This is a genomic window from Geodermatophilus sp. YIM 151500 (assembly GCF_025716945.1).
Lineage (GTDB): Bacteria > Actinomycetota > Actinomycetes > Mycobacteriales > Geodermatophilaceae > YIM-151500.
Map to the genome: position 1 here is coordinate 200363 of NZ_JAOVZT010000006.1, position 16675 is coordinate 217037.

The following is a 16675-nucleotide window of genomic DNA, read 5'->3' on the forward strand; positions in this document are numbered from 1 at the left end:
GAGGGAGTCCTCAAGGACGACGGCCCCCGTGCCGATGCGCCGGACGTGAAGCGACCGATCCTCGCCCTCGCCGTGTCCGCACTGGCCGTCCTCTCCGCCGGGTGCGGCACCCCCGCGGGGGCCGACGAGCCCGCGGCCACCCCGACCCGGGCGCCCGAGGGCCCGCGGACGACCCTCGTCGTCGGGTCGGTCAGCGACGACCCGGAGGAGGAGGCCGAGGTCTTCCAGCCCTTCGCCGACCACGTGGCCGCCCAGCTGGCCGACGCGGGTGTCACCGGCGGCGAGGTCGCGGTGGCCGCCACGACCGAGGAGATGGCCGAACTGCTCCGCACCGGCGCGGTCGACCTGTACGTCGACAGCATGTACGGCGCCACCCGGGTGGTCGCCGACGGCGCCGCGGCTCCGCTGCTGCGCCGGTGGAAGGACGGCACGCCCGAGTACCACAGCGTGGTCGTCGCCCGGGCCGACAGCGGCCTGACCTCGCTGGCGCAGCTGGCGGGCCGCACCGTCGCCTTCGAGGAGGACACCTCGACCGACGGCTGGTTCCTCCCGGCCGCCACCGTGCTGGAGCAGGGCCTGCCGATGGTGGAGCAGGAGCGCCCCGACGCCGAGCCGGTGCCGGGGACGGTCGGGTACGTCTTCTCCGGGGACGACGAGAACACCGTGTTCCAGGTGCTCCAGGGTCTCGTCGACGCCGGGGCGCTGAGCGAGGAGGACCTCGCCGAGAACGCGGGGTCGCGCGCCGGCGAGCTGGTCGTCCTCGGTCGCACGATCGCCGTCCCCCGGCACGGCGTCGTCGCGCGGGTCGACCTCGACCCGGCGGTCCGCGACGCCGTCGTCGCGGTGCTCACCGCGCTGCACGAGGACGCCGAGGGTCGCGCGGTCCTCGAGGAGTTCGACGGCACCGCCCGCTTCGACGTGCTGCCGCCCGAGGGGCTGGAGCCCATCCTGCGGCTGCTGGCGGTCCTCGATGCCGGCACGGCGTGACCCGGCGGGACCGGGGAGGCGCCGTCCGGGCGCCCTGCTCGGGCTGCGGGCCCGCTTCGCGCTGACCGTCGCCGCCGTCGTCGTCCCGTCCGGTCTCCTCACCACCCACCTGGCGGTCGAGCAACAGGTGGCGTCCCTGGAGCGGCACGCCGAGGAGAGCGTCCGCGGCATGCTGCTCCTGCTCGACTCCGGCGTGACCAACCTGGTCGCCGCCGGCGACGTCTCCGGCCTGCACGACGTCCTCGGTGACGTCCGCCGGCACGAGGGCGTCGTCGAGGTGTCCGTTCTCGACGAGGACGGCGTGCTGCTGGCCGACGGCACCCCCGGCGAGGAACGGCGGTTCACCGTCCCCGAGGTGCACGACTCGCTCCTGGAGCGCGTGGCCGGCGGCGGGGACGGGCCGGTGTTCCTGCGCGACGCCGCACACGGCGGCGCCGACCACATCGACGCCGCGCTGCCCCTGACCCTCGGCAGCCGCACGGTCGGTCTGGTCGTCGCGGAGTACTCGCTCGCCGGCGTTCGGGCCGACTCGGCCACGGCCCGGCGCACCGGCTTCGCCGTCGGTCTGCTGTTCACGGTGCTCGCGGTGGCGGCCGTGGCCCTGCTCGCCGGGCGCGTCACCCGAGCCCTCCACCGCATCACCGGGGCGGCCCGGGTGGCCGCCGACCGGCACCTGCCCGCCGTGCTGGCAGCCGTCCGCGAGGGCCGGGTCGTCACCGACGACCTGCTCCCCGAGCCGGTGCCGGCCGACGGCGGGGGACCCGAGGCGCGCCGGCTGGGCGACGCCCTCAACACCTACCGCTCGGTCGTCACCGACATGGCGCGCACGCTGGCCCGCCTGCTGCGCGAGACCGACGCCCGCTTCGCCAGCGCCTTCGACGGGTCACCCGTCGGCATGGCGATCCTCGACCCGGCCGACGGCCGTCCAGTCGCGGTCAACGCGGCCCTGGCCCGGCTGCTCGGCCGCGGCCCCGATTCGCTGCAGGCGCTGCCACTGCCCGACCTGGTGCACCCGGAGGACCGGGCGGCCTACGAGGCCCGCACGACCGCGCTGCTGGACGGCGGGACGCCGCCCGCGCCGTTCGAGCTGCGTTTCGTGCGCGGCGACGGCGAGGTCGTCTGGACGACGGCCAGCGTCGCCCTGCACCGCGACGAGGACGGCGGTGTCCAGGCGACCTTCGTGCAGCTGGTCGACGCCTCCGCGCGCAAGCGGGCGGAGAACGACCTGGTGCGCATGGCCTACCACGACGCGCTCACCGAGCTGCCCAACCGGGCGCACCTGCTCGACACCCTCGAGCGGGCGCTGGCCCACGCGCGACGCACGGGCGCGCCGATGGCCGCCCTGCTGCTCGACGTCGACCACTTCAAGGTGGTCAACGACAGCCTCGGGCACGACGCCGGCGACGTGCTGCTGCGCGAGGTGGCCGCCCGCCTGCGCCGCGGGGTCCGGGAGGGCGACACGGTGGCCCGCTTCGGCGGTGACGAGTTCGTCGTCGTCGCGGAGGTCGAGTGCGACGAGGACGGCGCCGCGCTGCTGGCCCGGCGGATCCTGGACGCGCTCGCCGTCCCGGTCGTCGTCGACGGCCGCGACGTGCACGTCTCGGCGAGCATCGGCATCGCCGTCTCGCGCGGCGAGACCGACGCCCGGGGCCTGCTGCGGGACGCCGACACCGCCGCCTACTGGGCGAAGGCGCGCGGCCGGGCCCGCTCGGAGCTGTTCGACGACGACCTCCGCCGCCGGGCCGATGCGCGGCTGGAGACCGAGCAGGAGCTGCGCCAGGCCCTCGAGCGCGACGAGCTGGTGCCGTACTACCAACCGGTCGTCTCGACGGGCACCGGGGAGCTGCTCGGCTTCGAGGCCCTGGTGCGGTGGAACCACCCGACCCGAGGGGTGCTGACCCCGGCCGCCTTCCTCGAGGTGGCGCTGGAGACCGGCCTGGTCGTGGCGATCGGCCGGCGGATGCTCGAGATCGCCTGCCGCGACCTGGCCGCGTGGGACGCCGCGGGTGCCGGCCGACCGTGGGTGTCCGTGAACATCGACGCCCAGCAGCTGCACCTGGACGGTTTCGCCGACGACGTCGAGCGCGTCCTGACCGAGACGGGCACCGCGCCCGACCGGCTGCGCCTCGAGCTGACCGAGAACGCCTTCCTCGACCTGGGCTCCGTGGAGGCGACCCGCCGGCTCCGGGCCCTCGGCGTGCGCCTCGCCGTCGACGACTTCGGCACCGGCTACTCGTCGCTGCACTACCTGCGCCGGCTGCCCGTCGACATCCTGAAGATCGACCGCTCCTTCCTCGAGGACCTCTCGGCCGATCCGCAGGCCGCCGCGGTCGTGCGCGCCATCGTCGAGCTCTCGCACACCATGGCCCTGACCGTGGTCGCGGAGGGCGTGGAGACCCCCGAGCAGCTGGCCGCGCTCGACCGCATCGGCTGCGACGCCTCCCAGGGGTACCTGATCGCCCGCCCGATGCCGGCGGCGGCGGTGACCGGTTTCCTGGACGCGGACCGGGTGGGCGGTGACGCGCTCGTCGGCGGAGCGGTCTGACCGCGGCCTCAGTCCTTCCGGCCGCGGCCCCGCAGGGCCAGCCCCGCGAGCCCGACCACGAGGCCGCCGAGGACGGCGGCGATGACCAGGGCCAGCACCAGCGGCGCGGTGACGTCGCCGAACACCAGGCTGACGGCGACGGTCTGGGTGTTGAACATGACGAAGAGCACGAGCAGGACCGTGACGAAGACCAGCAGTGCCGCTGCCAGCGTCAGGCCGACGCCCCGGCCCCGGCCGCCCTTGCGCTTTCCGACGCGCGACGCGGTCCGGCCGGCCGCCGGTGCCGACTTCGGCGGTGCGGAGGGCCCGCCGGACGGCGGTGCGGAGGGCCCGCCGGACGGCGGTGCGGAGGATCCGCCGGACGGCGGTGCGGAGGATCCGCCGGACGGACCCGCCGCGTTCGGGCCGGAGGGACGCGAACCCGGGCTGGTCATGCGCCGAGTGTCCTGCGCGGACGCACCCGTGGCGAGCCCGATGGATCTTCCGTGACCGAACGGTCACCGTTCCGTCGTCGTCGCGCCCCGCGTGGTCAGTCCGGCAGCCCGGGACCGGCCTCGTGCCCCGGCAGCCCCCTGGTCCGCTCGCGCTGCTTCATGCGCGCCTCGTAGACGTGCCGGTCACCGCCGGCCAGCTCGGTCCGGGCCCGCTCGTCGAACGACCGGAACAGCGACCAATAGCTCGCGTCGTAGTCCTCGACGACCTGGAAGGTCCACCGGTCGGCGATGACGTTGCGGCCGACCAGATCGCGATCGAGGTCGTCGGCCAGCCTGGTGTGCCCGGCCGCGCGGAACAGCTCCACCGCGTCCTGCAGGAGCAGGTCGGCCTTGCCCGAGTGCTGGTGGAACCCGTACAGCTGGCCGCGGGCCTGCTCGACGGTCTCCAGGGCTTCGGAGAGCTTGCCCAGCGCCTCCACGGTGGTGTCGTCGAGGTCCGGGCGGCTGCGGTCGGTCGTCACCGCCCCATCCTGCGGTCGACTGCGACCGGCCGCGACGCGGGCGCGACCGGCAGCGCGGGCGGGCCGGGACGCCTCGCGGCGCGCCCGCGGGTCGTCGTCCGCGGGTGTCGTCCGCGGGTGTCGTCCGCGGGTCAGACGCGGTCGAGGGCGACCTCGATGAGCCGCTCCGCCAGCGCCCGGCCGTGCGCGGCCGGGCCGTCGGGCCCGAGCAGACCGCCCGAGAGGTACATGCCGTCGAGGATCAGGTGGATCTGGGCCGCGAGGTCCTCGCCGCCGCCCGGCACCAGCTCCTCGGCCAGCCGCTCCAGCCGCAGGTGCAGCTCGAACTTGTAGTCGGCAGCGGCGTTCCGCGCAGGATGCTGGGGGTCGTCGTACTCGCTGCTCACGTTGGTGAAGGGGCAGCCGCGGAAGCCGGTGCGCGTGACGTCGCGCTCGACGGCCTCGACCACCGAGAGCAGCGCGGCGCGCGGGTCACCCTCCAGGCGCACCAGCTCCGCGTCGATGAAGGCCAGCACGGTGGCGGCCTTGCGCGCCAGGTAGGCGCCGACCAGGTCGTCCTTGCTCTTGAAGAGGCGGTAGACCGTCATCTTGCCCAGGCCGGTCTCGCGGACCAGCTCGTCCATGCCGACGCTGCGCGAGCTGCGGCTGGCGAACAGCCGCTCCGCGGTGTCGAGGACGATCGCCTGCCGCTCGGCACGGGTGCGACGGACCGGTGCCGAGGCGTCGTCGGCGGGGGCGAGGGAGTGGGCGGCGGTCACGGACGCGATGGTGCACCAGGAACGTGACGGAGCGGTTCGCGGCACGCCGTGGACGTCGCTCTGGGTGACGAGGGGCGGCCGGGCCGACCGGGGCGTCGGGGAAGTTTGGTACTCGTGATGCTACGCAGCGTGACCAGTAGCGCCTGGGCGGAGTGGATCCGTGCGCGTGACCGCGACGGATCCACTCCGCTCGGGCGCTCGCCCCCGAGGTGGGTCAGGCCCGGCGCACCCGGCGGGGGTTGGCCAGCAGCCGGGCGACCGGCGCGGCCGGGCCGTCCGGCGCCCGCGACTCGTCGACCTGACCGGTCGCGGGGTCGTCGGTCACCCGGGGTTCGTGCTGCGTGTCGTCCATGGCGGCCAGCCTGCCCGGCGACCGACGAGCAGAAACAGCCCCGATCCGGTGATGCTCGTCCGGCAGGGCGAGACCTTCGTCACGTCGCGGTGGCCCGGGGAACGTGGTGGGCGTCGACGAACGGGGTCGCCCGCCACCGCCGCCGTCGTCCTCGACCGGTCACCAGGAGGACCACGGCCCACGCGAGCACGGCGATCCCGACGACGAAGGCGCTCGGCGGCAGCGGCAGCACCGCGGACAGCACCAGGCCGAGCCACACCGACGCGAGCGCGAGCGTGACGGCGATGGCCGCCACCCGCCCCGGCCGGGCGGTCAGCCGCAGGGCCGTGGCCGCCGGGGTGACGACGAGCGCGAAGAGCAGCAGCGTGCCCACGACCTGGACGGCCATCGTGATGGTGAGCGCGAGCAGCACGACGAAGCCGACTCCCAGCGCGCGCACCGGCACGCCCCGGGCCTCGGCCACGGCCGGGTCGACCGACGCGAAGGCCAGCGGGCGCGCGATCCAGGCCAGCACCAGCACGACCAGCGCGGTGAAGACCGCGAACAGGCGCAACTGCCCCGACGAGATGGCCAGCAGGTTGCCGAACAGCACCGAGGTCGTCGCACCCGCGGTCGCGCCGGCCAGGGAGGCGAACAGCACGCCGAGCCCGGTGGCCGCGGCCAGGACCGTGCCGGTGGTGATCTCGCGGTCGGCCACCCGCGCGCCGGACAGGCCGATCAACAGGCCTCCGCCGACGCAGAAGACGGCCAGGCCCAGGGTGACCGGCAGCCCGAGCAGCAGCGCGCCCGTGGCACCGGGGAACCCGATGTGCGCCAGCGCGTGGGCGGCGAAAGCGTTCTGCCGGGTGACCACGAAGAACCCCAGCAGCCCCGCGGCCAGGGCGACGAGCGAGCCGCCGAGGAAGGCGTTGCGCATGAACGGCGCCTGCAGGATCTCCAGCCAGTCCGGCTGCACCGCGATCGCGGCCGGCCGGGTCACGAGGCACGCTCCGGCCGGTCCGCGGTCGGGGACGGCGTGCCGCGCGCGGGCAGCGCGCCGCGGGTGAACAGGTCCCCCTGCGCGGTGCGGACGACGCGCACCGGGGTGCCGTAGAGGTGGGTGAGCAGGTCCTCCTGCACGACCTCGCCGATCGGGTCGTGGTGCGGGTGGCCGTCGAGCAGGTAGAGCGCGTCGGTGAGCACCGGCAGCAGCGGGTTGAGGTCGTGCGCGACGACCATGATGGTGACGTCGCGCTCGCGGCGGAGCTCACCGAGCAGCGCGACGACCTCGTGCTGGTTGCGCAGGTCGAGGTTGGCCAGCGGCTCGTCGAGCAGCAGCAGTTCGGCGTCGTCGACGATGGCCTGGGCGATCGCGACGCGCTGCTGCTGGCCGCCGGACAGTTCCGACATCCGCCGGTCACCCAGCTCGGCGGCGCCCACCCGGCGCAGCGCGGCGTCCACCCGGGCGTGCTGCTCGCGGGTCATCCGCCGCAGCCCGAAGCGGGCGCCGGTCAGCGCCAGGCCGACGAGATCGCGGCAGCGGACGGCGTCGCCCAGCGCTGCGGTGTAGTTCTGCGGCACGTACCCGATTCGCCGGTCGCCCCGTCTCGGCGGTGCTCCGAGCACCTCGACCCGGCCGGCCGCCACCGGCAGCAGGCCCAGCACCACCTGGAACAGCGTGGTCTTGCCCGCCCCGTTCGGACCGATGACCCCGACCACCGAGCCCGACGGCACGGTCAGATCGCCCTGCGACCAGACGGTGTGGCCGGCGCGGGCGACCGCGACGCCGTCCAGCACCAGGGCCGGCGGGCGGCCGGCAGCAGCGCCCGTGGTGAGGGAGTCCGCGGCCGGCGCCGTCACGGCGTCCCGCCGAGCGCGGCGGCGAGGGCGGCGAGCTGGTCGGTCTGCCACGCGACGAAGGAACCCGCACCGTCAGGAGCCGATTCCGTCACCTCGACGACGGGGACGTCACCCTCCTCGGCGAGCGTGCGCACCTGCTCCGGCAGCGCCCCGGCCGTCTGCCCGTTCACCACGAGCACGTCGGCCCGCTGCAGCGCGTCCTGCATCGCCGCCAGGTCCGCGGGGGCGGGCTCGCCGCCCCCGGCGACGGCGTCTCGGAAGCCCTCCGGCGTGGCGTCGGCGAGGCCTACCGCCCGGGCGGTGCGGTCGAAGACGGGTTCGGTCGCGACGTAGCTGCGGCCCGCAGCGGCCCGCGTCAGCTCGTCGAGCGCCGCCCGGTACGGCTCGAGCGCCGTCGTCCAGGCCTGCGCACCGGCCGCGAAGGAATCCGTCGCACCGGGCGAGAGCTCGGTCAGGGCCGCGGCGACGGCGGTGGCGGTCTCCTCGACCAGGACCGGGTCGTTCCACAGGTGCGGGTCGGCCCCGCCGTGCTGGTGCCCGGCATGTTCGTCCGCGCCGGCTTCCCGGGCCGCGCGGGCCCCGTGCTCCTGGCCGGCCTCCTGCTCCTGGCCGGCCTCGTGCTCCTCGCCGGCCTCGTGCTCCTGGCCGGCCTCGTGCTCCTCGCCGGCCGCGCTGCCGGCGGGGGGCTCGAGGCCGGCCACCGCGGCGACGTCCACGACGGCGGGGGCCGGGTCCACGGCCGTGACGGCGTCCTCGGCCCAGCCGTCGTAGCCCGCCCCGTTGAGCACGACCAGGTCGGCGCCGCCGAACGCGGCCAGGTCACCGGTCGTCGGCTCGAACTCGTGCGGGTCGACCGATCCGGAGGTCAGCACGGTCGTGACCGACGCGCAGTCCCCGCCGACGGTCGCGACCAGGTCCGACCACTGGGCGACCGAGACGACCACGTCGACCACGTCACCGGGGCACGCGGCCGCGTCGCCGGGCGCGGTCGCGGCCCGGTTGACCGCACCACCGTCGGCGGCGCAGCCGGCGGCCCCGGTCACGAGGCCCACGGCGAGAGCGGGGACGGCGAGCCGGACGGCGGCGCGGGGCACGGCAGGAACCTCCACTAATGACAATGATTGTCAGTAGCAGTATGCCCCGCCGACGGGCTCCGCGGGCGCCCGGGTGCGTCCGGCCCGTGCCGCCGGCCCGTGCCGCCGGCCCGAGCCATCGGCCCGTGCCGCCGGCCCGTGTCCGGGTCAGCCGGGCGTGTCCGCTGCGGCGCCGCCGCCGACGTCCCCGCCCTCGGCCGGATCGTCGGGGCTCGGTGTGCGGCCGGTCTGCCCGCTCTCGTCGGGCGGGTCGCCCTCGGCGCGGTCGGGTGAGCGGGGCGGCCGTTCGGGCTCGGTCATGGCGGTCCTCCTCGGGTGGTGGGTTCGGCCACCCTGTGCCCGGCCGCTCGCTGCACGAACCGCCCCGCTCAGCGGCCGGACCTCCCCGTCGCCGCCGCGACCGGGGGCAGTCGCGCCAGGACGCCCGCCACCGCAGCGCCGTCGGGCAGCGCGCCGCGGGCACCCGGGCGGGTGGTGGACAGGGCGGCCGCGGCGACCGCGCGGCGGGCCGCCGCGGTCAGGTCGAGGCCCTCCGCGAGCCCGGCGGCCAGCGCGCCGCAGAAGCAGTCGCCGGCGCCCGTCGTGTCGACCGGGGTCACCGGCGGCGGGAGCTGGAGCACCGGTGGCCCGTCGTCCGGCACGACGAGCGCGCCGCGCGCGCCGAGGGTCACCACGGCGGCCCGGCGCGCCACCCGCCGGGCGAGGGCCGCGAGCCCGGCCGGGTCCGCGGGGCCGGGCGCGGGGAGTCCGCCGGTCGCCGCACCGGCCAGCTGCCGCAGCTCGTGCTCGTTGGGCACCAGCACGTCGACGCGTTCCAGCAGGTCGTCGGGGAGCGGTCGCGCGGGCGCCGGGGTGAGCACGACGGTGCCGCGGGCGGCGGCCGCCGCGGCGCGGACGGTGGCCAGCGGGATCTCCAGCTGCAGCAGCAGCACGGCGGCGGCGCGCACCGCGTCGACGTCGGCGTCCTCGGCGGTGACCCGGGCGTTGGCGCCGGGCACGACGACGATGAGGTTCTCGCCGCTGCCCCGCTCGACCGGGATGGTCGCGCTGCCGGTCGGCGTGCCCGCCGTGCGCCGCACCGCGCCGACGTCGACGCCGGCCGACACGAGGGCGGCGAGCTGGCGCTCCCCGGCGGCGTCGTCGCCGACCCGACCGACCATCGACACCGGGCCGGTGAGCCGGGCGGCGGCCGACGCCTGGTTGGCGCCCTTGCCGCCGGGCGCCAGGGTCACCTCCCCGCCGACCACCGTCTCGCGGCGGCCGGGCAGCCGGTCGACCGGCACGAGCACGTCCTCGTTGATGCTGCCGACGACGGCGACGGACACCCCTTGCTCCCCCCGGTCGCGGACGACGGCCCAGTCCTACCCGACGTCGTCGTCGGTGGTCCGGCGTTGCCGCAGCGGCACGGCGTACCAGGCGACGGCACCGGCGACGACGACGGCCACGCAGCCGGCGATCCCCGGCCACCGGCCCAGGACGACGTCCAGGACGAGCAGCACCGCGCTGCTGATGCTCACCATGAGCAGGGCCAGGGCGATCAGGAGAGCGCGGTCGGCGAACGCGACGAGCTGCTCCTTGCGGTGCCGCCGGAACAGCGTGCGGTGGAACGACACGGGCGCGATGAGCAGCACGGTCGCCAGGGCGGTGCTCATCAGCGTGATCGTGTAGACGGTCTTCGGAAAGGCGCCCAGCTCACCGAAACGGGTCGTGAAGGCGAGCGTCAGCAGGAACGCGAACAGGATCTGCACGCCGGTCAGGACGACGCGCAGCTCCTGGAGCAGCTCGTTGACGTTGCGGTCGAGCAGCTCGTCGGGTGTCACGCCGCGGGCCCGCGCCGACCGTTCCACGTCGGCCCGTTTCTGCGCCACCCCGGTGCGGTACCGCGCCGGGGACGACCCGACACCCCGGAGGGACCCCGCATGGCCGGCGACGACGACCCCGACACCATCCGCCGCGAGTTCGGCGAGGCGGTCAACATGACGGCCAAGGAGCTGGAGGAGTGGCTGGAGACCGAGGAGTCCCGGTCGGTCGGCCAGAAGAGCGGCGGCTCGGGGGAGTCGACGGGGCACGAGTCCGGGCGGCGGATCGTCGAGCTGCTGCGCGCCAGGAAGGACGACCTGACCGACGACGACTACGCGCACATGCGCAAGGTGCACGGCTACGTGCAGCGGCACCTGGCGCAGGAGCCGAAGAAGGAGGACGTCGAGTCCTCCAAGTGGAGGTATTCGCTCATGAACTGGGGTCACGACCCGCTGAAGGGATAGCCGGCGGTCGCCGCGACCGGGGGCGTCGTGACCCCACCGTGCGCCCGCGGAGGGATGGGCCCGCCGTGATCGCCGGCAGGCGAGGGCGGGTCCGCAACGACCCGGCCCAGTACGACGAGCTGGCCGACCACTGGTGGCGCCCGCACGGCGCCTTCGCGGCGCTGCACTGGCTGGCGGCGGCCCGGGCCGAGCACGTCCCGCCCGCCCTGGACCCCGGCGCCGTCCTGGTCGACCTGGCCTGCGGTGGCGGGCTCATGGCACCGCACGTCGCGCGGCTCGGCTACCGGCACGTCGGCGTCGACCTCGGCCTGCCGGGTCTGCGCCTGGCCCGAGGGCACGGTGTCCTGCCCGTCCGGGGCTCGGTTCTCTGCGTGCCGCTGGTCGACGGCTGCGCCGACGTGGTCGTCGCGGGGGAGATCCTCGAGCACGTGGACGACGACGTCGGGGTGCTCGCCGAGTGCGCCCGGCTGCTGCGGCCCGGAGGGACGCTGGTCCTCGACGCCCTCGCCGCGGGCCGGCTGTCGACGCTGGTCAACGTCCACCTGCTGGAGCGGTTGCCGGGCGGCCCGCCGCGCGGGCTGCACGACCCGGCCCTCTTCGTCGACCGCGCCCGGCTGCTGGCCGCGGCCGATCGTCTGGGCCTGGACCTGCGGCTGGTCGGCCTGCGGCCCTCGCTGCGGCAGGCGGTCGGCTGGCTGCTCGGCCGCCGGGAACTGGTGGCGATGAAGCCGATCCGCTGGACGGGCGTCGTCTTCGCAGGTTACGGGCGCAAGAGGTGAGCGCCGACCCGGTGCCCGCACGTACCGTCGACGCCGTGATGCCGCGACCGACCGCCCCCGGAGGCGGCTCGTGACGGCCGCCGTGCTCACCGGCGCAGGCTCGGCCTGGCCGGCGACGCTCGACCAGGACGCCGCGTGGGAGGGCTTCTTCGCCCGTCACTACGCCGGCGTGCGCTCGGCGCGGCGCATCTTCGCGAGCAGCGGCGTCCGCCGACGGCACGCGGTGGCCAATCCGGTCGACGAGGACCTCAGCGCGTGGAGCACCGGTGCGCGGATGGTCCGCTACGTCGAGGAGGCGCTGCCGCTCGGCAAGCAGGCAGTCGCCGGCGCGCTCGACGCGGCGGGCCTGCCCCCCGGTGGCGTCGGGATGTTCGCCGTCGCCACCTGCACCGGCTACGCCACCCCGGGGCTGGACATCCGCCTGGCCGCCGACCTCGGCATGCCGCCCGGCCTGCAGCGGCTGCTGATCGGCCACATGGGCTGCTACGCCGCCGTCCCCGGGCTCGCGGCGGTCGGCGACTACGTGACCGCGCGGGCGCGCCCGGCCGTGCTGCTCTGCTGCGAGCTGACCAGCCTGCACGTCCAGCCCGCGCAGGCCGACCTCGAGCAGGTCGTCGCGCACGCGCTGTTCTCCGACGCCGCGGCCGCGGTCGTGCTCGAGCCCGGAGCCGGTCGCGGCCGCCGGCTGGCGGGCGTGGTCGCCCGCACCGATGCCTCCACCGCCGACCACATGACCTGGGACGTCACCGACCTCGGGTTCCGGATGGGCCTCTCCCCGCGGGTGCCCGATGTGCTCTCCCGGTACGTCGGCGAGGTGGTCGACGAACTCCTGACGCATGCGGGGCTCCGGCCCGAGGACGTCGCGGGATGGGCGGTCCACCCGGGCGGCCCGCGGATCCTCGACGTCGTCCGCGACGAGCTGGGCCTGCCCGAGACCTCCGTGGCCGCCTCGCGCCGGGTGCTCGCCGAGCACGGCAACTGCTCGTCGGCCACCGTGCTGCTCGTGCTCGAGGAACTGTCGGGCGTGGACGGGCCGGTGGTCGCCATGGCCTTCGGCCCGGGCCTGACGCTCTACGCGGCGCTGCTGCTGCCGGCCTGACCAGCCTCCGCGCGGGGGTGCCGGTCGTCGTCCCCCCGCCCTACCCTCGTCCGCAGCATGCGCGCGGGGGAGGAGGTCGTGGTGCCCCAGACCTCCGGCGTGCGCGTCTTCCTCGTCGACGACCACGAGGTGGTCCGCCGGGGCGTCGCCGAGGTGCTCGAGGACGACCCGGGCATCACCGTCGCCGGCGAGGCCGGCACCGTGGCCGAGGCGCTGGCCCGGGTGCCCGCGGTCCGCCCCGACGTCGTCGTCGTCGACATGCGCCTGCCCGACGGCAGCGGGGCCGAGGTCTGCCGCCGCCTGATCGAGCGGCTGCCGGGACTGCGGTGCCTGGTGCTGACCAGCTTCCCCGACGAGGACGCGCTGGACGCCGCGGTTCGGGCCGGGGCCTCCGGCTACCTGCTCAAGCAGATCCGGGGGCCGGCGCTGGTGTCGGCGGTGCGCGCGGTCGCGGCGGGCGGGACGATGTTCGACGACCTGGGGCAACCCCAGCCCCGCCCCGCGTCGCCGGACGGCCAGGACCGCCTCGCGGGCCTGACCGAGCAGGAGCGCACGGTGCTGCGGCTCATCGGCGAAGGCCTGACCAACCGGCAGATCGGCGCCCGGATGGGGCTGGCCGAGAAGACCGTGAAGAACTACACCAGCCACCTGCTGGCCAAGCTGGGCTTCGAGCGGCGCACCCAGGCGGCGATCCTGGCGACCGAGCTGCGGGACCGCCCGCGCTGAGCGCCGCGGGTGCCCGCCGTCCTCGTCCGCCGTCCTCGTCCGCCGTCCGCCGTCCGCGGCCCTCGGTCCGCCGTCGTCCCCCGGTCCGCCGTCGTCCCCGTCGCCGGGCCCGGTCAGCCCCCGGCCGCCAGCGGGACGATCCAGCGGACCTCGGTGCCCGTCGAGCCGCCGTTCGCCGTGAGCCGGCCGCCGCGCCGCTCGGCGCGGTCGGCGAGGTTGACCAGCCCGCTGCGCGCGGCCTGCGTCGGAAGGCCGACCCCGTCGTCGGCGACGACCACGCGCACGTCCGCGCCGACGGTCACGGTCACCGACACCCGGCCGGCCCGGGCGTGCCGGACGACGTTGGTGACCAGCTCGCGGACGACGGCGACCAGATCGGGCAGCAGGTCGCGCGGCAACTCGTCCGCGCTGCCGCGCAGCCGGACGTCGCGGCGCAGCGGGTGGCCCTCGGTCACCTGGCGGACGATGTCGGCGAGCTGCTGCTCGAGGCTGGTCCCCGGTCGGCCGTCCTGCTCGTGGAGCTCGAAGATGGCCGCCCGGATCTCCTCCATCGTGCCGTCGAGCTCGTCGACGCTGCGGGCGAGCTGGGCGGCCTCGCCGGGGCAGCAGGGCGCCAGCGTCCGGCTGAGCCGGTCCAGCGACAGGGCCGTGGCGAAGATCCGCTGCACGACGTGGTCGTGCAGGTCGCGCGCGATGCGGTCGCGGTCGGCCTGGACCTGCAGCCGCCGCTCGCGCTGCTGGCTGTGCGCCAGCTCCAGCACGACGGCGGCCTGCGTGGCGAAGGCCCCCAGCAGGTCGAGGTCCTCCCGGTCGAACGGCTCGCGGCCGACCCGGCGCAGCGTCGCGACCAGGCCGAGCGCGGGCGCGGCGCCCAGGGGGACGACCATGGCCGGCCCGTACTTCCCGGCGAGCTCGTTGGACACCGCCGCCCGCGGGCCCTCGACGGGGGCGTTGGCGATGTCGTCGAGCAGGCGGGGGGTGCCGGCCCGCCAGGTGGCACCCATCGTGGTCCCCTGCAGCGGGACGCGGACGCCCTCCAGCTCGTCGGCGGCGTCACCGACGGCGGCCACGATCGTCAGCGAGCTCTCGTCGTCCGGGCTCGGCGCCATCACGCCGGCCACGTCGCCGCCGCTGAGCGCGGAGACGTGCGTGGACAGGGTGCGCAGGACGTCGTCGGGGTCGGCGCCGGACAGGAGGGCGGTCGCCATCTCGGTGGCCGCCTGGTCCCACCGCCGCCGGCGCTCGGTCCGCTCGGCGAGCCGGGCGTTCTCGATGGCCAGGCCGGCGACCGCGGCGAGGGCCTGGGCGACCTCGACGTCCGCGGGCGTGAACCGGCCTCCGGTGCGCTTCTCGGTGAGGTACAGGTTCCCGAAGACGGCGTCCCGGACCCGGACCGGCACGCCGAGGAAGGAGCGCATCGGCGGGTGGCCGGCGGGGAAACCGGTCGACGCGGGGTGGGTGGTCAGGTCGTCGAGACGCAGCGCGATGGGCTGCTCGACCAGCAGGCCGAGGATGCCCTTGCCCGTGGGCAGCCGACGGATGCGCTCCCCGTCGTCGTCCTCCATGCCGACGATGACGAACCGGTCGAGCCGGCGCCCGTCCGGGGTGAGCACGCCCATCGCGCCGTAGCGGGCGTCGACGTGCTCGACCGCCGCGGTGACGATGTCGTGCAGGGTCGCCTCGAGCTGGCTGCCGGACGTCGCGGCCAGGACGGCGGCCGCGGTGAGCACCGGCGCGGGCGGCGGTCGCTCGGTCTCGGCCGGTGCGGGAGCGCCGGGGTCCGGTGGCGCCGGGAGGTCGGGCGGGGGCACGGCCCGACCGTAGGTGTCCGAGGGCGGTGCGGGAAGCCGGAGGCCTCCTGCCCCCCGGACGTCATCCGGCGCGCGCAGGACGCGACGGACGGGTGTCCTCAGGCGCCGCGGGCCAGCCGCCGGGCGGGCGGGCGGGGCACGGCCTGCCGCAGCAGCGCCTTGCCGTTCGTGCCGACCAGGACGAGGTCGGCGCCCCGTCCGGCCGCGCAGAGGGCCTCGTGGAGGACCCGGTCGACCACGGCCGTGCGGCTGCGTCCGTGCACGCCGGTCTCCGCGATGGCCCGCAGCAGCTGCGCCTCCAGCCGCTCCCGCGCGGCCTCGTGCGCGCGGGAGGATGCGCGACCGCCCCCGCCGAGGGGGTCGCCGTCCGGGTCGTCGAGGACGCTGACCGCCACCACGGTCGCCTCGCGACGGGCGGCCTCGCGCAGCGCCCACACGAGGGCGCTGTGCGCGCCGGGGGAGTCGTCGACCTCGACGAGGAGCCAGGGGTGGTGCCGGCGGGGCAGCAGGGCCGGCAGCCGGAACGTGTCGACCTCGGTCGGGCGGGACGACCGGCGGGCGGGCGCGGACTCGGACGGACCATCGGAGCCGCCAGGACGACCGTCGGAGCCCTCGGAGCGACCGTCGGAGCGGCCGCCGGCGTCCTGGAGGTGTCGGGTCGGTGGGGGGCTCGCCTGCTCCGCCCCGGGCTCCGGCTCCGGTGCCGGAAGGGACGGACGGGTTTCGCTCATGTGACAGATCGTGTCGGCGCGGCGCCGGGGATGACAGGGACCTAGGGCCCGAGCCGGATCATGGAGCTCTTCGGCGGACGCATCCGTACCGCGTGCCGGGCGTGTCGCTGCCTGACGGATCGGCGCGGTCATGGAGAGTCACGGCCGTACGGGACCGGGCCGCGGACCGTGGAACGGGGCAGCGGCGAGGTGCAGGCTCGACGGATGGAGCAGCGCCTGACCATGGTGACACTCGGCGTCACCGATCTCGACTCCGCACGTCGCTTCTACCTCGACGGGCTCGGCTGGCGCCCGCTGCTCGACGCGGGCGAGGCGGTCTTCCTGCAGGTCGGACCGGGGATCCTGCTCGCGCTGTACGGCCGGGCCGACCTGGCCGCCGAGGCCGGCACGGTCGCCGGCGAGGTGCCGCCGCCTCCGTTCTCCCTCGCGCACAACGTGGGCAGCGAGGAGGAGGTCCGTCGCGTGGTCGAGCGCATGGTCGCGGCCGGGGGCGAGCTGGTGGCGCCACCCGCACGTGCGCCCTGGGGCGGCTTCACCGCGTACGTCGGCGATCCGGACGGCTTCCGCTGGGAGATCGCCCACAACCCGGGTCTGGTCGTGCGGCCCGACGGCTCCGTGCGGTTCGGCGCCGTGGAGGAGGACGGCCCGGCCGGTCCGGCCGTCGCGGACGCCCCGACGTCGGCGCCGGGCTGAACGCGGCGGATCACCCCGAGGGGTGCCGCTCCCGGCGGACGG

At 76.2% G+C, this 16675-nt stretch carries 19 protein-coding genes; 7 read left to right on the forward strand and 12 right to left on the reverse strand.

Annotated elements, in window-relative coordinates:
• Positions 1–45 precede the first annotated feature (45 nt).
• Positions 46–987: a phosphate/phosphite/phosphonate ABC transporter substrate-binding protein gene (locus OF117_RS12545; RefSeq protein WP_263553179.1), complete on the forward strand. Its 942-nt coding sequence runs from the start codon at positions 46–48 to the stop codon at positions 985–987.
• Positions 971–3532 (forward strand): putative bifunctional diguanylate cyclase/phosphodiesterase, encoded by a 2562-nt coding sequence (locus OF117_RS12550; protein ID WP_263553180.1) that lies wholly within the window; start codon positions 971–973, stop codon positions 3530–3532. The genes OF117_RS12545 and OF117_RS12550 overlap by 17 nt, the downstream gene beginning before the upstream one ends.
• 8 nt (positions 3533–3540) lie before the next feature.
• Here the strand turns inward: OF117_RS12550 and OF117_RS12555 are convergent, their stop codons facing one another.
• The 10 genes from OF117_RS12555 to OF117_RS12600 all read right to left on the reverse strand — a co-directional run bounded on the left by OF117_RS12555 (position 3541) and on the right by OF117_RS12600 (position 10398).
• Complete coding sequence (locus tag OF117_RS12555) at positions 3541–3702, reverse strand: LapA family protein (RefSeq protein ID WP_263553181.1); 162 nt, start codon at positions 3700–3702, stop codon at positions 3541–3543.
• Between the two features lie 359 nt (positions 3703–4061).
• Positions 4062–4487 carry a hypothetical protein gene (locus tag OF117_RS12560; protein ID WP_263553182.1) on the reverse strand — a complete coding sequence of 142 codons (426 nt, stop codon included), beginning with the start codon at positions 4485–4487 and terminating at the stop codon, positions 4062–4064.
• Positions 4488–4618: 131 nt separating this feature from the next.
• Positions 4619–5245, reverse strand: coding sequence for a TetR/AcrR family transcriptional regulator (locus OF117_RS12565; RefSeq protein WP_263553183.1), 627 nt, complete (start codon positions 5243–5245; stop codon positions 4619–4621).
• Positions 5246–5459: 214 nt separating this feature from the next.
• Positions 5460–5597 carry a hypothetical protein gene (locus tag OF117_RS12570; RefSeq protein WP_263553184.1) on the reverse strand — a complete coding sequence of 46 codons (138 nt, stop codon included), beginning with the start codon at positions 5595–5597 and terminating at the stop codon, positions 5460–5462.
• Between the two features lie 79 nt (positions 5598–5676).
• Positions 5677–6576 (reverse strand): metal ABC transporter permease, encoded by a 900-nt coding sequence (locus tag OF117_RS12575; RefSeq protein WP_263553185.1) that lies wholly within the window; start codon positions 6574–6576, stop codon positions 5677–5679.
• Positions 6573–7436 (reverse strand): metal ABC transporter ATP-binding protein, encoded by an 864-nt coding sequence (locus OF117_RS12580; protein ID WP_263553186.1) that lies wholly within the window; start codon positions 7434–7436, stop codon positions 6573–6575. The genes OF117_RS12575 and OF117_RS12580 overlap by 4 nt, the downstream gene beginning before the upstream one ends.
• On the reverse strand, positions 7433–8530 hold the full coding sequence (locus tag OF117_RS12585) for a metal ABC transporter solute-binding protein, Zn/Mn family (RefSeq protein ID WP_263553187.1): 1098 nt from the start codon (positions 8528–8530) through the stop codon (positions 7433–7435). The genes OF117_RS12580 and OF117_RS12585 overlap by 4 nt, the downstream gene beginning before the upstream one ends.
• Before the next feature lie 147 nt (positions 8531–8677).
• A complete protein-coding gene (locus OF117_RS12590; protein WP_263553188.1) occupies positions 8678–8830 on the reverse strand; it encodes a hypothetical protein in 153 nt (50 codons plus the stop codon).
• 68 nt (positions 8831–8898) lie between these two features.
• Positions 8899–9855, reverse strand: coding sequence for a ribokinase (locus tag OF117_RS12595; protein ID WP_263553189.1), 957 nt, complete (start codon positions 9853–9855; stop codon positions 8899–8901).
• A 36-nt stretch (positions 9856–9891) separates the two neighbouring features.
• On the reverse strand, positions 9892–10398 hold the full coding sequence (locus tag OF117_RS12600; protein WP_263553190.1) for a DUF6328 family protein: 507 nt from the start codon (positions 10396–10398) through the stop codon (positions 9892–9894).
• Between the two features lie 51 nt (positions 10399–10449).
• On the opposite strand from OF117_RS12600, the gene OF117_RS12605 reads away from it, so the two are divergent.
• The 4 genes from OF117_RS12605 to OF117_RS12620 all read left to right on the forward strand — a co-directional run bounded on the left by OF117_RS12605 (position 10450) and on the right by OF117_RS12620 (position 13398).
• Positions 10450–10794, forward strand: a complete 345-nt coding sequence (locus tag OF117_RS12605) for a DUF3140 domain-containing protein (protein WP_263553191.1) — start codon at positions 10450–10452, stop codon at positions 10792–10794.
• Positions 10795–10859: 65 nt separating this feature from the next.
• Positions 10860–11573, forward strand: a complete 714-nt coding sequence (locus tag OF117_RS12610; protein ID WP_263553192.1) for a methyltransferase domain-containing protein — start codon at positions 10860–10862, stop codon at positions 11571–11573.
• A 70-nt stretch (positions 11574–11643) separates the two neighbouring features.
• On the forward strand, positions 11644–12672 hold the full coding sequence (locus OF117_RS12615; RefSeq protein WP_263553193.1) for a type III polyketide synthase: 1029 nt from the start codon (positions 11644–11646) through the stop codon (positions 12670–12672).
• Between the two features lie 57 nt (positions 12673–12729).
• Positions 12730–13398, forward strand: a complete 669-nt coding sequence (locus OF117_RS12620) for a response regulator (RefSeq protein WP_263553194.1) — start codon at positions 12730–12732, stop codon at positions 13396–13398.
• 113 nt (positions 13399–13511) lie between these two features.
• Here the strand turns inward: OF117_RS12620 and OF117_RS12625 are convergent, their stop codons facing one another.
• Together OF117_RS12625 and OF117_RS12630 are read right to left on the reverse strand one after the other, a co-directional pair.
• Positions 13512–15209, reverse strand: a complete 1698-nt coding sequence (locus tag OF117_RS12625) for a GAF domain-containing protein (RefSeq protein WP_263553195.1) — start codon at positions 15207–15209, stop codon at positions 13512–13514.
• Positions 15210–15307: 98 nt separating this feature from the next.
• On the reverse strand, positions 15308–15940 hold the full coding sequence (locus tag OF117_RS12630; RefSeq protein ID WP_263553196.1) for a universal stress protein: 633 nt from the start codon (positions 15938–15940) through the stop codon (positions 15308–15310).
• A 204-nt stretch (positions 15941–16144) separates the two neighbouring features.
• Here OF117_RS12630 and OF117_RS12635 point away from each other — a divergent pair, with 204 nt between their 5' ends.
• Positions 16145–16633, forward strand: a complete 489-nt coding sequence (locus tag OF117_RS12635) for a VOC family protein (RefSeq protein WP_263553197.1) — start codon at positions 16145–16147, stop codon at positions 16631–16633.
• Positions 16634–16675 lie beyond the last annotated feature (42 nt).